This is a genomic window from Sagittula sp. (assembly GCF_052825245.1).
The window spans coordinates 34,232-48,331 of sequence record NZ_JBRBWD010000058.1; the positions used below are offsets into that span (position 1 = coordinate 34,232).

The 14,100-nt window shown below is 68.3% G+C and carries 16 protein-coding genes; 10 read left to right on the top strand and 6 right to left on the bottom strand.

The window, feature by feature from the left end:
* Positions 1 to 36: 36 nt before the first annotated feature.
* The gene (locus tag ACU0DV_RS23470; RefSeq protein ID WP_446242758.1) at positions 37 to 906 is read left to right on the top strand and encodes an AraC family transcriptional regulator; all 870 of its coding nucleotides are present in this window, start codon (positions 37 to 39) and stop codon (positions 904 to 906) included.
* Between the two features lie 18 nt (positions 907 to 924).
* On the opposite strand, the gene ACU0DV_RS23475 is transcribed toward ACU0DV_RS23470, so the two are convergent.
* Positions 925 to 1,518 (bottom strand): LysE family translocator, encoded by a 594-nt coding sequence (locus tag ACU0DV_RS23475; RefSeq protein WP_283981214.1) that lies wholly within the window; start codon positions 1,516 to 1,518, stop codon positions 925 to 927.
* Between the two features lie 101 nt (positions 1,519 to 1,619).
* Between ACU0DV_RS23475 and ACU0DV_RS23480 the strand changes: the two genes are divergently transcribed.
* Complete coding sequence (locus ACU0DV_RS23480; protein ID WP_100929222.1) at positions 1,620 to 2,072, top strand: Lrp/AsnC family transcriptional regulator; 453 nt, start codon at positions 1,620 to 1,622, stop codon at positions 2,070 to 2,072.
* Between the two features lie 54 nt (positions 2,073 to 2,126).
* On the opposite strand, the gene ACU0DV_RS23485 is transcribed toward ACU0DV_RS23480, so the two are convergent.
* From ACU0DV_RS23485 to ACU0DV_RS23495, 3 genes are all read right to left on the bottom strand, one after another.
* Complete coding sequence (locus ACU0DV_RS23485; protein ID WP_446242759.1) at positions 2,127 to 3,512, bottom strand: methyltransferase regulatory domain-containing protein; 1,386 nt, start codon at positions 3,510 to 3,512, stop codon at positions 2,127 to 2,129.
* Entirely contained in the window at positions 3,512 to 4,885 is a 1,374-nt protein-coding gene (locus tag ACU0DV_RS23490) for a methyltransferase domain-containing protein (RefSeq protein WP_446242760.1), read from the bottom strand. Before ACU0DV_RS23490 ends, ACU0DV_RS23485 begins: the two co-directional genes overlap by 1 nt.
* A gap of 366 nt (positions 4,886 to 5,251) precedes the next feature.
* A complete protein-coding gene (locus tag ACU0DV_RS23495; RefSeq protein WP_100929225.1) occupies positions 5,252 to 6,211 on the bottom strand; it encodes an L-malyl-CoA/beta-methylmalyl-CoA lyase in 960 nt (319 codons plus the stop codon).
* 252 nt (positions 6,212 to 6,463) lie between these two features.
* On the opposite strand from ACU0DV_RS23495, the gene dgcN reads away from it, so the two are divergent.
* The 4 genes from dgcN (at position 6,464) to ACU0DV_RS23515 (ending at position 10,136) form a co-directional block, all read left to right on the top strand.
* Positions 6,464 to 7,465 carry an N-acetyltransferase DgcN gene (gene dgcN / locus ACU0DV_RS23500; RefSeq protein ID WP_100929226.1) on the top strand — a complete coding sequence of 334 codons (1,002 nt, stop codon included), beginning with the start codon at positions 6,464 to 6,466 and terminating at the stop codon, positions 7,463 to 7,465.
* 154 nt (positions 7,466 to 7,619) lie between these two features.
* Positions 7,620 to 8,582, top strand: coding sequence for an N-acetyl-D-Glu racemase DgcA (gene dgcA / locus ACU0DV_RS23505; protein WP_446242761.1), 963 nt, complete (start codon positions 7,620 to 7,622; stop codon positions 8,580 to 8,582).
* A gap of 90 nt (positions 8,583 to 8,672) precedes the next feature.
* Entirely contained in the window at positions 8,673 to 9,269 is a 597-nt protein-coding gene (locus ACU0DV_RS23510; protein WP_446242762.1) for an NUDIX domain-containing protein, read from the top strand.
* A 3-nt stretch (positions 9,270 to 9,272) separates the two neighbouring features.
* Positions 9,273 to 10,136: a D-amino-acid transaminase gene (locus ACU0DV_RS23515; RefSeq protein ID WP_446242763.1), complete on the top strand. Its 864-nt coding sequence runs from the start codon at positions 9,273 to 9,275 to the stop codon at positions 10,134 to 10,136.
* Here ACU0DV_RS23515 and ACU0DV_RS23520 read toward each other — a convergent pair whose 3' ends face one another.
* Positions 10,137 to 11,339: a TIGR03862 family flavoprotein gene (locus ACU0DV_RS23520; protein ID WP_446242764.1), complete on the bottom strand. Its 1,203-nt coding sequence runs from the start codon at positions 11,337 to 11,339 to the stop codon at positions 10,137 to 10,139.
* 98 nt (positions 11,340 to 11,437) lie between these two features.
* On the opposite strand from ACU0DV_RS23520, the gene ACU0DV_RS23525 reads away from it, so the two are divergent.
* Both ACU0DV_RS23525 and ybgC read left to right on the top strand, forming a co-directional pair.
* Positions 11,438 to 11,731 (top strand): HNH endonuclease, encoded by a 294-nt coding sequence (locus ACU0DV_RS23525; RefSeq protein ID WP_446242765.1) that lies wholly within the window; start codon positions 11,438 to 11,440, stop codon positions 11,729 to 11,731.
* 62 nt (positions 11,732 to 11,793) lie between these two features.
* Positions 11,794 to 12,180 (top strand): tol-pal system-associated acyl-CoA thioesterase, encoded by a 387-nt coding sequence (ybgC, locus tag ACU0DV_RS23530; protein ID WP_100929232.1) that lies wholly within the window; start codon positions 11,794 to 11,796, stop codon positions 12,178 to 12,180.
* A gap of 28 nt (positions 12,181 to 12,208) precedes the next feature.
* Here ybgC and ACU0DV_RS23535 read toward each other — a convergent pair whose 3' ends face one another.
* Complete coding sequence (locus ACU0DV_RS23535; protein WP_446242766.1) at positions 12,209 to 12,712, bottom strand: hypothetical protein; 504 nt, start codon at positions 12,710 to 12,712, stop codon at positions 12,209 to 12,211.
* A gap of 213 nt (positions 12,713 to 12,925) precedes the next feature.
* On the opposite strand from ACU0DV_RS23535, the gene tolQ reads away from it, so the two are divergent.
* Positions 12,926 to 13,621, top strand: a complete 696-nt coding sequence (gene tolQ / locus ACU0DV_RS23540) for a protein TolQ (protein WP_100929234.1) — start codon at positions 12,926 to 12,928, stop codon at positions 13,619 to 13,621.
* Positions 13,622 to 13,624: 3 nt separating this feature from the next.
* On the top strand, positions 13,625 to 14,098 hold the full coding sequence (gene tolR / locus ACU0DV_RS23545) for a protein TolR (RefSeq protein ID WP_005855218.1): 474 nt from the start codon (positions 13,625 to 13,627) through the stop codon (positions 14,096 to 14,098).
* The last annotated feature ends 2 nt before the right edge of the window (positions 14,099 to 14,100 follow it).

A 14,100-nucleotide genomic window follows, 5' to 3' on the forward strand; every position in this document is an offset into this window, starting at 1 on the left:
CCTGCCCGGTGCAGGGTGGCGCCGAAAGGAGCACCCATGACCGCCCAGCCGCCTGCCACGTCCTACGAATCCCGCCTGCGCCGGGTGATCCGGCACATCGCCGACCACCCCGACGGCGACCTGTCGCTCGATGCGCTCTGCGAGGTGGCGGGCATGTCGCGCTTCCACTTCGCGCGGGTTTTCCACGCCATGACCGGAGAGACGGCGGCGCAGGCCGTCCGCCGGTTGCGGCTGCACCGCGCCGCCTTCGACCTGACGCGGGGCACCGACCCCGTGGACCGGATCGCCGCGCAGAGCGGCTACGACAACGCCGACAGTTTCGTGCGGGCGTTCAAGGCGCTTTACGGCATGACGCCCACCGCCTTCCGTCAGGCCGGGCGCAGCACCGCCGACGCGATGACCTTCACGACCGTCCCCACCGGAGACACCGACATGACCGACACCTACCCGACCGAACTGCGCGTCTGCCCGGCGCTGCGCCTTGCCGCGCTGGAACATCGCGGCCCCTATCACGAGATCGGGCGGAGCTTTTCCGACCTTGCCACCCTCTTCGCCACGCGGGGGCTGTTCCCGCAGGCGCGCGCGCTTGTCGGGATCTACCACGACAGCCCGGAGGACACGCCGCAGGCGGAACTGCGCAGCACCGCCGGGATGGACGTGGCCGAGGGGTTCGAGATGCCCGATGACCTGACCCGGGTGGATGTCCCGGGCGGCGAGCACCTGGTGCTGACGATGCGCGGGCCCTACACCGGGCTGCCCGCCGCCTGGGGCTATCTCTACGGCACGGCGCTGCCCGCCTCGGGCCGTCTGCCCGCCGACCGGCCGCCTTACGAGTATTACCTCAACAATCCCATGGACACGGCGCCGGAGGATCTGCTGACCGAGATCCGCGTGCCTTTGACCTGAGCGCCGGGCGCCAAGGCCTCAGCCGAAGAGCACCGGCACCATGGCGGCGACCAGCAGCACCGCCATGGTCACGTTGAACCAGCGCAGGCGCACCGGGTCGGCCAGCCAGCGGCGGATGCCTGTGCCGAAGCTGGTCCAGACGAAACCCGACACCATGCCCAGCGTCAGGAAGACCGCCGCCACGAACAGCACCCCGGCCACGTCCCGGCCCGGCGCGTAAAGCGTGATCGCCCCCAGCGCCATGCTCCAGCCCTTGGGGTTGACCCACTGGAAGGCCGCCGCCTGCGCGAAGGTCATGGGGCGCGCCTCTGCCTCCGCATCCCGGACCTCTCCGGCGTTGGCGATCTTCCACGCGAGATACAGCAGGTAGACCACGGCCAGCGTCTTCAGCACGGTGTAGGCGGGCGGCCAGAGATCGAAGAGCCGCATCGCCCCCAGGCCCACCGGCACGATCATCAGCGGGAACCCCAGCACCACGCCCGACAGGTGCGGCAGCGTCCGGCGGATGCCGAAGTTGGCGCCCGACGCGACCAGCATCAGGTTGTTCGGCCCCGGTGTGAACAAGGAGGCGGCGGCAAAGCCCGCGAGGGCGGGGAGGATGTCGAAGGTCATGGCGGGGCGCTTCCGGGTCGTGCGGCTTTGGCGCAACTCTGACGCAATCGCCGCGCCATGAAATTGCGAAATGCCGCGCGGATCGTGCTATCACGCAATCCATGACCGAACTTGACCATATCGACCGCAGGATATTGCGAGAGCTTCAGGCCGATGGCCGCCTGTCCAACCTCATGCTGGCGGAACGGGTGGGGCTGTCGCCCTCCGCCTGCCTGCGCCGCACACAGGCGCTGGAGAAGGCGGGCGTGATCGCCGGCTATCGCGCCGTGCTCGATCCCGGCAAGACGGGGACGGGGTTCGTGGCCTATCTCTCGGTCGGGCTGAACCAGCACACCAAGGCCTCGCAGGAGGCGTTCGAGCGCGCGATGACCGCCGCCCCGCAGGTGGTCGAATGCCACAACATCACCGGAGCGGTGGAGTACCTGCTGCGGGTCGAGGTCGCGGACCTGACCGCCTACAAGCATTTCCACACGGAGATCCTCGGCGCGCTGCCACAGGTGGACCGGCTGACGACCTACGTGGTGATGGGCTCGCCCAAGGACATGCGGGCCTGAGGACCGGCGGGCGTAAGGACGGGCGGGCTTAACGACGGACGGACCTGACCGCCGTCAGACCGTGATCCCCAGCGTCGCAAGCCGGTCCTTCAGGCCAAAGCTGTCCTCCGCCTCGCCCGCGACGACCGCGCGATGCGCCTTCACCCCGAACTGGATCGGGCCGCCCCAGGCGGGTGACACGAAGCCGGGCATCGGCTTGCGGGCCTTCAGGCGGCGCAGCATCGCGGCGTTGAACCCGTCGCAGCCGTCCTGCGCGGCCTGCCGCTGCACCTCCGGCCGCAAGTCCAGAAGCGCGCCCGACACGTAGGCCGTCATCACCGCCTGGAAGGCCTGTGGCGTGTCCACGTCCAGCGCCGCCATGCAGTCGCCGAAGGTCCGCCCGCCGTCCCCGGCCACCTGCTTCAGCCCGGCCAGCACGTCATCGGGCAAACCGCGCTTAAGCTGATCGCCGACCGAGGGATGCGTGCCCATGTCGAGCGCCTCGTCCCAGGCCACCACCTCGAGGTCGCGCATCGCGGCCACCATGGCCGGGCCGGGCATCCGCATCGCGCCGCGGTGGAACAGGTCGTTGCGGAAGGTCCGGCGCAGCAGCAGGTCGCGCGCCGTCTCGGCCCAGCCGCCCTCCACCGCCTTCTTCAGGAAGTCCATCTCGGCGGCGTCGAGGTAGAGCGCGTCCATGTGCTCTACCAGCACCGCCGGTCCGGCAAAGGCCATCTTCGCCCGCTCCAGCGGCCGGCCGAGGTCCTCCATCCACTGCCCGGTGCCGAAGGAACTGGCGATCTCATGTGCAAGGAAATGGTCCGGTGCCTCGCTCAGCTTGTTCCACAGAAGCCGCATCTGCGGATAGCCGTCGCCCACCATGTCGACCCAGGACTGCGTGGCGGCCCGCGCCGCGCCGTAGCGCGCGTCCGCCGACCGCGCCAGCGGGGCCGAGCGGAAGATCTTGCGGATCGGCGCGGCCGAGCACCAGCCCGCCGCGGCGTTGTAGCCGAAATACGCGACCGACCCCGGCGTCATCCACGTGCCCAGCACATCGACGATCTCCTCCCGCACATCCGGCGGGACCCAGGCCCAGACGCCATGCGCTGCGGCGAAGTCGTATTTTTCGGTGGGCGGGTCGGCGGCCATCTCCGCAAAGCTGCCCTCGCGCACCTCGATGTTGGTCAGGCCGATCTCGTCGATCAGCCGGTTCGCCATGACGATGTGTTCGGGCATGAAGTCGTAGCCGGTGAACTCCGCCCAGGGGTAGGCGGCGGCGAGCGCGATCAGCGTCATCGCCGACCCGCAGCCCAGCTCGAGGAAGCGGAACGGCTTGCCCGGATCGGGGCAGCGGAGCCCGCCGAAGTGCATCGCCTGTGCCCAACGCCACGGCGTGATCTCCACCTGTATGGCGTCGATGTAGGCGCTGTCTGTCGGGTATCCCTGGGACCAGTCGGACATCACGCCACCCCCAGCACGCCCAGCCGCCGCGCAAGCTCCGGGCCGGGCTCGCCCTCGGCCAGGGCGGCGCGGTGCGCCTCCTCCTGCACCTGGATCGGGCTGCCGATCACCGGCGACACGAGGCCCGGCGCGGTCTCTCCGCGCTGCAATCGCCGCAGCATCGCCATGTTGAAGCGGTCGCAGCCGTCCTCTGCCGCCGCGATCTGATCGGCCGGGCGCCGGTCCAGCAGCTTGCCGGAGGCAAAGGCCAGCATCGCGATCTGGAACGTCTGCGCCGGGTTGTCGCCCAGCATGTCCGCGCAGTCGCCCAGCGTCGCCCCCTCTGCCGCGCGGGCGTGCAGCGCGGCGACAAGGTCGTCCTGCAGGTGATGCTTCAGCCGCCGGTAAATGCCCAGATGCGTGGTCAGCCGGATCTCCAGATCCCATGGCACGACCTCCAGCGCTCGCATCCGCGCCACCATCTCCGACGCGCCGAGGAAGGGCGCGCCCCGGTGGAACAGGTCCTTGCGGAAGAAGCGACCATGCAGCATGTCGCGCGCCGCCTCGCCCCAGCCGTCCGCCACGGCTTGCCGCAGCATCTCCAGCCGCGGCTCGTCGAGGAAGGGACCGTCCATGTTCTCGGCCAGCACGGCGGGGCCGCCATAGGTCATCTTGGCATCGGCAAGGGGGGCGGCCACCTCCTCCATCCAGACGCCGGTGCCGTGAGGGTTGCCCAACTCGTGAGCCAGGAAATGGTCGTCGCGGTCGGCCATGGTCGCCCAATGCGCCCGGACGCCGGGGTTCGCATCGCCCATCAGGGTCAGCCAGTGCGACACGGCCTCCCGCGCGGGGCCATAGGGATTGCCCGGCGGGCCTTTCGGCGCCTCGGCAAAGATCTTGCGGATCGGCTCCGACGCGGCCCAGCCCGCCGCGGTGTTGTAACCCACGTAGAACACCGCGCCCGGCGCCATCCACCGCCCCATGACCGCAACGATGTCGCGGCGGAACGCCTCCGGCACCCAGGTCCAGACGCCATGTGTGCAGGCAAAGTCGTACTTCTCCGCGGGGGTCACCAGCGCCATCTCGGCAAAGCTGCCCTCCCGCACCTCCACGTTGGTCAGCCCGGTCTCGGCGATCAGCGCGTTCGCCTGCATCACGCATTCGGGCATGAAGTCGTAGCCGGTGAACTCCGCCCACGGATAGGCGGCGGCCAGCGCGATCAGCGTCGTCGCCGACCCGCAGCCCAGCTCGAGGAAGCGGAAGGGCTTGCCCGGGTCCGGCGCGTCGCGCCCGGCAAAGGCCAGCGACTGGTGCCAGCGCCAGGGCGAGATCGCGGGCTGGATGGCGTCGACGTAGACGGAGTCGGTCGGGTAGCCAGCGGACCAGTCAGACATGCGTGTTCCCATCCCCGGATCAAAACTGATTTTTGTCGAATTGAGGCAAGCCTGCGAGGAAGTCGGCTGAAAGGCAAGGGCAGGGTTTCCGGACCCGCGCCGTGCGCATCGGGCAGGTCGGAAGGTGGCTGAGGTCACGCGGGTGTGATCGGCGATTTGCGCTGCGGCGCGGAAATTCGCGGGATGCGGGCGGTTTTGCCGGGAAAACGCCGGAAGGGCACCGATCGATGGTTAACAACCGGCCGGTTCAGGGGGTCGAAACGGCCGGGACTCACCATAAGAAACGGTTAACGGGGCGTGGTTGACGCCCCGTTCTGTCCGTTCCGACGATGTTCAGCCGATGCGGCATCCCCCGCCGCTGGCCTGTCACATGCTGGCGATCAGGTCGGCCTGTTTCACGATGACCTCCGCCTGTTTCATCGAGGCGATGTCGATCAGCTTGCCCTTGTAGGTCGTGGCGCCTTCGCCGCGCGCGGTGGCCTCCTGCATGGCCGTCAGGATGGCGCGGGCGTCCTCCACCGCGGCGTCGGTGGGGGTGAAGACCTCGTTGGCCAGCGCGATCTGCTTGGGGTGGATGGCCCACTTGCCCACCATGCCCAGCGTGGCCGACCGCAGCGCCTGCGCGCGGAAGCCCTCGTCGTCCGAGAAGTCGCCGAACGGCCCGTCCACCGGCAGCACGCCATGGGTCCGGCAGGCGGCGACGATGGCGGCCTGCGCCCAGTGCCAGGGGTCCGACCAGTATTTCTGCCCCTCGCGGTGCATGTAGTAGTTTTCCTGCGTGCCACCGATACCTGTAGTGGCCATGCCCATGGAGGCCGCAAAATCTGCCGCGCCGAGGCTCATGGCTTCGAGGCGCGGAGAGGCGGCGGCGATCTCTTCGACATGGGCGATGCCGGCGGCGGTCTCGATGATGCATTCGAAGCGGATGGGCTTCGTGCGGCCCTTGGCCCGCTCGATGGAGGTGACGAGCGCGTCGACAGCGTAGATGTCGGAGGCACAGCCAGCCTTGGGGATCATGATGCGGTCGATCCGCTCCGAGCCCTGCTCCAGCAGGTCGACGACATCGCGGTACCAGAACGGCGTATCGAGCCCGTTGATCCGCACCGAGAGGGTCTTCTTGCCCCAGTCGATGTCGTGCGTGGCGGCGATGGTCTGCGCGCGGGCCTTGTCCTTGTCCCCGGGGGCAACGGAATCTTCAAGGTCGATGTTTATGACGTCCGCAGCAGAGGCCGCCATCTTCTCGAACAGCGACTCGCGCGACCCCGGCCCGAAAAGCTGGCAGCGATTCGGAACGGCGGGCGCAATCGGCTGAAGTCGGAACGACATGGGGGAGGGCTCCTTCGGTTGGGTAAGGAAATTGCGTGAGTTTCGCGTGACGGGTTATTAAATTACCGTATGCTGCGCAAGCAAAATGCGTGTGCCGCGGTATGCAGACGTTCGCCCGTTGCGAGATTCTTCGCCAAACTGCCGGTTTTTTCGCTGATTCTTGCCAGAAACCCGGTTTGACCCATGTAATCGCAAGCCTGTTGCGGCGGATTGCGATCATGATCCCCGCAAGACCGATTTGCGGAGACTATCATGATTCAAACGCCCTATCTTCTCTTCCTCGGCGACGCGCCGGACCCGCTGGCTGCCAAGGTGGCCCAGGGGATTCGCGACTGGCGGCCGGAGAACTGTGTCGGACAGTTCCGCATGGAAGGCTGCAAGGCCGACATGAAACTGCCGGACATGACGCTGGAAGAGGCAAAGGCCGCGGGCGCGAAGACGCTGGTGATCGGCGTGGCGAACCGGGGCGGCAAGATTTCGGCCGCGTGGAAGAAGGTGCTGGTGCAGGCGCTGGAAGAGGGCTTTGACCTCGCCTCCGGCTTGCACAACCTGCTGCGCAACGAGGCCGACCTGAAGGCGGTGGCCGAGGCGACCGGCCGCACCCTGCACGACGTGCGCGTACCGGTGGTGGAGTACCCGATCGCCGACGGCACGAAGCGCAAGGGCAAGCGCGTGCTGGCCGTGGGCACCGACTGTTCGGTCGGCAAGATGTACACCGCGCTGGCGCTGGACAAGTCGATGCGCGAGGCGGGCATGAAGAGCACCTTCCGCGCCACCGGCCAGACCGGCATCCTGATCACCGGCGGCGGCGTGCCGCTGGACGCGGTGATCGCCGACTTCATGGCAGGCTCGATCGAATGGCTGACGCCGGACAACGACGAGGACCACTGGGACGTGATCGAGGGGCAGGGCAGCCTGTTCCACGTCTCCTTCTCGGGGGTGACGCTGGCGCTGATCCACGGCGGCCAGCCCGACGCGCTGATCCTCTGCCACGAGCCGACCCGCACGCATATGCGCGGCCTGCCGGGCTATGCGCTGCCGACGCTGGAACAGGTGCGTGACGCGGCGCTGTCGATGGCGCACGTGGCCAACCCGGACTGCAAGGTGGTGGGCGTGTCGATCAACACCCAGCACATGGGCGAAGAGGAGGCCGCGCGCTACTGCGAGGAGACCGAGGCGCGCCTGGGCCTGCCCACGGTGGACCCGTTCCGCCACGGCGCCGACCGCCTGGCGCAGGCCCTGGCGGCGGTCTGACCCTCGGACGGCGGGTGGGCCGGCCTGCGGCCGGACGCTCTTCCTTCGGAAATCGCCCCACCCACCGTCCCTTCAAGGTCTTCCGTCCCGGCGCCGTGCCGGTGTCCCGGGCGGAGACGAGTATTTTCAAAGCGAAGAAACGGGGGGAGTGCCCATGATCGAAGTCAGGCGCGACGTCTTCCGCCTTGCGGAAGCCTTTACCATCAGCCGCGGATCGCGGACGGAAGCGCAGGTGCTGACGGTTTCGGTCAGCCGGGACGGGATCACCGGGTGGGGCGAATGTGTGCCCTACGCCCGCTACGACGAGACGCTGGACAGCGTGGCTGCGCAGATCGCCGGTCTGCCGGAGGGTATTTCGCGGGCCGACCTTCAGGAGGCGCTGGAGGCCGGGGCGGCGCGGAACGCGGTGGACTGTGCCCTGTGGGACCTTGAGGCGAAGCAGGCGGGCAGGCGGGCCTGGGAACTGGCCGGACTTTCGGCGCCGCGGCCCGAGATCACCGCCTACACGCTGTCGCTGGATGCGCCGGAGAAGATGGAGGCCTCGGCCCGCAAGCACGCACACCGGCCGCTTCTGAAGATCAAGCTGGGCACGCCCGACGACATGCCGCGGCTCGAGGCCGTGCGGCGCGGTGCGCCGGGGGCCCGGATCATCGTCGACGCCAACGAGGGCTGGAGCGCGGAGGTGTATTCGGACCTTGCGCCGCACCTGGTGCGTCTTGGTGTGGCGCTGGTGGAGCAGCCCCTGCCGGCCGGTCAGGACGAGGCGCTGATCGGGCTGGAGCGCCCCGTGCCGCTATGTGCCGACGAGAGCTGCCATGACAGGGCGTCGCTGCCGGCGCTGAAGGGCAAGTACGACGTGGTCAACATCAAGCTCGACAAGACCGGCGGGCTGACCGAGGCGCTGGCGCTGCGGGACGCGGCGCTGGCCGGGGGCTACGGGATCATGGTCGGTTGCATGGTCGGATCGTCCCTGGCGATGGCGCCTGCCGTGCTGCTGGCGCAGGGGGCGGATGTGGTCGACCTCGACGGGCCGCTGCTGCTGGCCGAGGACCGCGATCCGCCGCTGACCTACGATGAGGCCGGTGTGCACCCGTCCGATGCGGCCCTCTGGGGCTGACGTGGGGCGTGCGGGGAACGGGCGGGCTGTTCGGGGCCGGCTTTGCACGCTGTGTCCCGGCGCGGCACATGGGCCCGGAAAGGTGCGGTCATGACCGGCCCCCTCCGGGACATGAGGTGGGAGGTGCTGGAGACGCGCCTCCTGTCGGACAACTGGGCGCGGCTCACGACGTCCCGGTTGCGGCTGAAGATGAGCGACGGCACCGTGCAGGAGCAGTGGCGCGAGGCTTACGACCGTGGGGACGGCGCCTGCATCCTGCCCTTCGATCCCGAGCGCGGCCACGTCCTGCTGGGTCGGCAGTTCCGCTGGCCGGCCGCCTCTAACGGCGACGATCCCTTTCTCGTGGAGGCGGCCGCCGGGCTGCTGGACGACGACGCGCCGGAGGACCGCATCCGTGCCGAGGCGCAGGAGGAGCTGGGACTGGCGCTCGACGCGCCCCGTTTTCTTTTCTCGCTCTACATGTCGCCGGGATCGGTGACGGAGCGGCTGCATTTCTTCACCGCCACCTATGGCGCCGCCGATGCGCAGGCGCGCCTGGGCGGGCTGCGGGATGAGGGTGAGGAAATCGAAATAATGGATATCCCCCTGAAGGAGGCCTTGACCATGGTCGAAGATGGCACCATCCGGGATGCGAAAACCGTGATCCTGCTGCAATACGCGGCGCTGCACCTGATGCCGGAGGACTGACCCATGACCCGCAACGTCTACGTGAACGGAGAGTTCCTGCCGGAGACCGAAGCCAAGGTCTCCATCTTCGACCGGGCCTTCCTGATGGCCGACGGCGTCTACGAGGTGACCTCCGTGCTCGACGGCAAGCTGATCGATTTCGACGGCCACGCGGTGCGGCTTGAACGGTCGCTGAACGAGCTGGACATGCGCTCTCCGGTGACGAAGGAGCAGCTCCTGGAAATCCACCGCGAGCTGGTGGAGATGAACGGGATCGAGGAGGGGCTGGTGTACCTCCAGATCACCCGCGGCGCGCCGGGCGACCGGGACTTCGTCTTCCCCGATCCGGAGACGACGGAGCCGACCATCGTTCTGTTCACCCAGAACAAGCCGGGACTTGCGGACAGCCCGGCGGCGAAGAAGGGAATGAAGATCATCTCGATCGAGGATCAGCGCTGGGGCCGCCGCGACATCAAGACGGTGCAGCTGCTCTACCCGTCCATGGGCAAGATGATGGCGAAGAAGGCCGGGGCGGACGACGCCTGGATGGTGATGGACGGCTACGTGACCGAGGGCACGTCGAACAACGCCTATTACATCAAGGGCAACACCATCGTGACCCGCGCGCTGAGCAACGACATCCTGCACGGGATCACCCGCGCGGCGGTGCTGCGCTTTGCGGCAGAGGCGCAGATGCAGGTCGAGGAGCGCAACTTCACCATCGAGGAGGCGCAGAAGGCGGACGAGGCGTTCATCACCTCGGCGTCGGCCTTCGTGATGCCGGTGGTGGAGATCGACGGTGTTCCGCTGGGCGATGGCCGGCCCGGTCCGAAAGCCACGCGCCTGCGGGAGATCTACCTTGAGGAAAGCCGCAAGGTCGCGGTCTGATCACCCTTTGACATAGGCCGCTGCGTGGCGCCCGGCCCAGAGGCCGGTGGCCAGGCAGGCGGTCAGAAGGTAGCCGCCGGTCGGCGCCTCCCAGTCCAGCATCTCCCCGGCACAGAACGTGCCGGGGATTTTTCGTATCATCAGCCCGGCGTCGAGCGCGTCGAACGGCATGCCGCCGGCGGTGGAGATTGCCTCGTCCATGGGGCGCAGCCCGGTGTGGCGGATCGGAAGCGCCTTTGCCAGCGACGCCAGTGCCTGCGGGTCGTCCGGCAGGGGGCGCGCCATTTCCATCAGCAATCCGAGGGCGGCGGGCGGCAGGCGAAGCGCCTTGCGCAGGGCATTCGACAGACTCTGCTTGCCGCGCGGGCGGGACAGCCGTTGCGTCAGCGCCTCGGCGGTCACGTCCGGCAGCAGGTCGATGGTCAGCGGGTGCCCGTCCCGCAGCGCCGGGGTCAGCGGGTAGAGGCCGCCGCCTTCCAGCCCTCGGCGGGAGATGACGGCCTCGCCCCGGTTTTCCAGCGGGCCAGCGCGGAAAGTGACGTTCTTCAGCGGCGCGCCGAAGTGGCGGTCCATGTGGTTCGACCAGTCGATCTGAAGTCCTGCGTTCGACGGGGCGAAGGGGGCGATGTCCATGCCCTCGGCCCGCAGGATGTCGGCCCATGCACCGTCCGAGCCGAGCCGCGCCCAGCTTGCGCCGCCGAGGGCGAGAACCGTGGCTGCGGGGCGCAGCGTGTGCGGGCCGTCGGGCGTGTCGAAGCAGGGTGCGCCGTCCTCCCAGCCCGTCCAGCGCCAGCGGGTGTGGCGGACCAGCCCCATGCCGTCGAGCCTCGCCAGCCACGCCCGGAGCAGCGGCGAGGCCTTCATGGCCTTCGGAAAGAGCCGCCCGGTGGAGCCGGTGAAGCACGGCTGGCCCAGCCCCTCGGCCCAGCTGCGCACCTCCTCAGGGCCGAAGGCCGTCAGCATCGGTTCCAGCAGCGGCGCGCGGTCGCCGTAGGCTTTCAGGAACGTTTCGAACGGCTCCATCTTCGTCAGGTTCAGCCCGGATTTGCCCGCCATCAGGAACTTGCGCGCGGCAGAGGGTTTGGCCTCCGCCAGCGTCACCGGCACACCGGCGGACAGCAGCGCATCGGCGGCCATCAGGCCCGCGGGGCCGCCGCCGATGACCAGCGCGAAGCGGTCCGGGGAAGGGGGCAGGGTTGTCATGACCTCTCCTTACCCGCGGCGTGCGGGGCGCGACAGGGGGCTTGCACGCTTGATCCCGGCACCCTTCCGGCCAGATGGTCCCGGTGAAAGGAGCCGCCATGGCCGATCCGATCTGTCCGCTCTGCCTGCGTCCGATCCCGTCGGAGGCAAAGCAGAGCCTTCACCACCTGGTCCCGAAGCTGAAAGGCGGCAAGGGCGGGCCGACGGTGCTGCTCCACCAGATCTGTCACTCGGAGATCCACGCCCGGTTCACCGAGGCGGAACTGGCGCGCGACCTCTCGACCGTGGGCAAGCTGCGCGCCCATCCGGACATGCAGCGTTTCCTGGACTGGGTGGCCAAGCGCCCGCCCGCATTTCACAGCCGTTCGGCCGTGGGGCGGCGAAAGCGGTGATCTTGCGCGATGCGGGGTCAGCGGCTACCCCTTCGACCGGACGGCAGCAAGGGGACGGGGCCATGCACATCTATCCCATCCGGGTCTACTACGAAGACACCGACATGGCGGGGATCGTCTATCACGCCAACTACCTCAAGTATATCGAACGGGCCCGGTCCGACTGGGTGCGCGAGCAGGGGCTCGACCAGAACGCCATGCGCGAGAAGGACGGCATCGTCTTCGTGGTCCGCCGGATCGAGGCCGACTACCTCGCCACCGCCAAGTTCGACGACCGGCTGGAGGTGCGCACCTTCGTGCGGAGCATCACCGGCGTCCGGCTCGTGATGGCGCAGGAGGTGCTGCGCGGCGAAGTCCCCGTCTTCCGGGCAGAGGTGACGGCGGTCTGCGTGACATCGGACGGTCACCCGGTGCGCCTGCCCGCGGCGCTGCGGCTCAAGGTGCACTGACGCGCGCCCCGTCCGCCGGTTGACATGGCTAGTCCGGCAGCCGGTAGCGGGAGCGGAACTCGGCCCCGCCGCCGGTGCGGCTGGTGTGGATGACGATCTTCCACGGCTCGTTGCTGCCGGGGGCGCTTTCGTGCAGCACGACGCGCACGTATCCCAGCGCATCGGCGGCGATGTGGCCGAAGAGGTAGAGGTTCATCATGAAGCGAGACCGCGCCCCCGAAGGTCCGGGCGACAGCAGCGTCATCTGCTGGTCCGACGCCTCGGCGATCGTGACGTCCTCGTCGAGCCAGGCGATGGCGGTGTCCACCTCGCGCGCCACATGCGCCATGGTGGGGCGGCCGGGTCGGGCTTTCCGGATGGCATTGGCGCCAAGCTCCGCCGCGAGGGTATAGGCGGACTCGGCCATGAAAAGTTCCGCGTCATGCCGCCCGAGGTGGGTCTCGTAGACTTCGGCGACATTTCCCAGAACGGCGCGCAAATAGCGCGTGTCCTGACCTTGCCCCTGTATTGCGGCGTGGCTGGTTTCCCTCATCGCTTCCTCCCGTGGCAAAATATGCCTCGTTACGCCAGTAATCCGAACAGGGAGACCGCGTAAACGCGATTTTCCGTGAGCGGTGGCAGGGATTCGCGCATGCGCGCCGTGCCGCGGCGCAGAATCGCCAAACCCGTGGTCAATGGCCTGTATTTCCGTTACATGTGTGGCAAATCAGAGCCCCAACAGGGCCGACAACGAAAGAGCAGGTTCATGGAAGCAGACACTCTTGCCCTCGCGCAGGGCATAGACTTCTCGTTCTGGGCATTGTTCGCACGCGCGACGCTGACCGTGAAGCTCGTGATGATCATGCTGATCGCCGCGTCTATCTGGTCGTGGGCAATCATCATCGAGAAGTTCGTCAGCTATCGGTCCGCCCGCCGCGAGGCCTCCAGGTTCGACCGCATGTTCTGGTCCGGAGAACCGCTGGACGAGCTGTTCGACCAGTTGGGGCCGGAACCCAAGGGCCGGTCCGAACGCGTGTTTGCCGCCGGCATGATCGAATGGCGCCGCTCGCACCGCGAGGACGGCGCGCTCATCGCCAACGCGCAAAGCCGGATCGACCGCTCCATGGACGTGGCCATCCAGAAGGAGGCGGACGAGCTGCAGCGCGGGCTGCCTGTGCTGGCAACGGTCGGCTCCACCTCGCCGTTCATCGGCCTGTTCGGTACGGTCTTCGGGATCATGCACGCCTTCGTCCAGATCGCCGAGACGCAGAACACCTCGCTCGTCGTGGTCGCGCCGGGCATCGCCGAGGCGCTGCTGGCCACCGGCCTCGGCCTTCTGGCGGCCATCCCGGCGGTCATCTTCTACAACAAGTTCTCGGCGGACGCGGACCGCATCGTCGGCAACTACGAAGCCTTCGCGGACGAATTCTCCACCATCCTCTCGCGCCAGCTGGATTCCTGATCCATGGGCGCAGGTGTCATGAAATCCGGGGGCGGTGGCGGCAAGCGGCGGAGACGCGGGCGCCGCAAGTCCGCGCCCATGGCAGAGATCAACGTCACGCCCTTCGTCGACGTCATGCTCGTGCTGCTCATCATCTTCATGGTCGCGGCGCCGCTCCTGACGGTCGGCGTGCCGGTGGAACTGCCCAAGACCGCCGCCCAGGCGCTGCCGCAGGACACCGAGGAACCGCTGACGGTGACGCTCGCCTCTGACGGCACGGTGCTGATCCAGGCGACCGAAGTGCCGCGGGACGATCTCGTGAACCGACTGCGCGCCATTGCGGCGGAACGGTCTGATGACCGCGTCTACCTGCGCGCCGACGGAACCGTCCCCTATGAAAGCGTGGCCCAGATCATGGGTGCGCTCAACGCCGGTGGCTTCTCGTCCATCGGGCTGGTCACGGACGTGGGTGGTCCGGGGCTCGACGGACAGGACTGAGG

Bases quoted from the DNA above. Each gene is read 5' to 3' on its own strand.
- tolQ (WP_100929234.1), top strand. From the start codon at position 12,926: ATGGAAGCAGACACTCTTGCCCTCGCGCAGGGCATAGACTTCTCGTTC.
- ACU0DV_RS23515 (WP_446242763.1), top strand. From the start codon at position 9,273: ATGACCCGCAACGTCTACGTGAACGGAGAGTTCCTGCCGGAGACCGAA.
- ACU0DV_RS23470 (WP_446242758.1), top strand. From the start codon at position 37: ATGACCGCCCAGCCGCCTGCCACGTCCTACGAATCCCGCCTGCGCCGG.
- ACU0DV_RS23495 (WP_100929225.1), bottom strand. From the start codon at position 6,211: ATGTCGTTCCGACTTCAGCCGATTGCGCCCGCCGTTCCGAATCGCTGC.
- dgcA (WP_446242761.1), top strand. From the start codon at position 7,620: ATGATCGAAGTCAGGCGCGACGTCTTCCGCCTTGCGGAAGCCTTTACC.
- ACU0DV_RS23510 (WP_446242762.1), top strand. From the start codon at position 8,673: ATGACCGGCCCCCTCCGGGACATGAGGTGGGAGGTGCTGGAGACGCGC.
- ACU0DV_RS23535 (WP_446242766.1), bottom strand. From the start codon at position 12,712: ATGAGGGAAACCAGCCACGCCGCAATACAGGGGCAAGGTCAGGACACG.
- ACU0DV_RS23480 (WP_100929222.1), top strand. From the start codon at position 1,620: ATGACCGAACTTGACCATATCGACCGCAGGATATTGCGAGAGCTTCAG.
- ACU0DV_RS23475 (WP_283981214.1), bottom strand. From the start codon at position 1,518: ATGACCTTCGACATCCTCCCCGCCCTCGCGGGCTTTGCCGCCGCCTCC.
- dgcN (WP_100929226.1), top strand. From the start codon at position 6,464: ATGATTCAAACGCCCTATCTTCTCTTCCTCGGCGACGCGCCGGACCCG.
- ACU0DV_RS23525 (WP_446242765.1), top strand. From the start codon at position 11,438: ATGGCCGATCCGATCTGTCCGCTCTGCCTGCGTCCGATCCCGTCGGAG.
- ACU0DV_RS23490 (WP_446242760.1), bottom strand. From the start codon at position 4,885: ATGTCTGACTGGTCCGCTGGCTACCCGACCGACTCCGTCTACGTCGAC.
- tolR (WP_005855218.1), top strand. From the start codon at position 13,625: ATGGGCGCAGGTGTCATGAAATCCGGGGGCGGTGGCGGCAAGCGGCGG.
- ybgC (WP_100929232.1), top strand. From the start codon at position 11,794: ATGCACATCTATCCCATCCGGGTCTACTACGAAGACACCGACATGGCG.
- ACU0DV_RS23485 (WP_446242759.1), bottom strand. From the start codon at position 3,512: ATGTCCGACTGGTCCCAGGGATACCCGACAGACAGCGCCTACATCGAC.
- ACU0DV_RS23520 (WP_446242764.1), bottom strand. From the start codon at position 11,339: ATGACAACCCTGCCCCCTTCCCCGGACCGCTTCGCGCTGGTCATCGGC.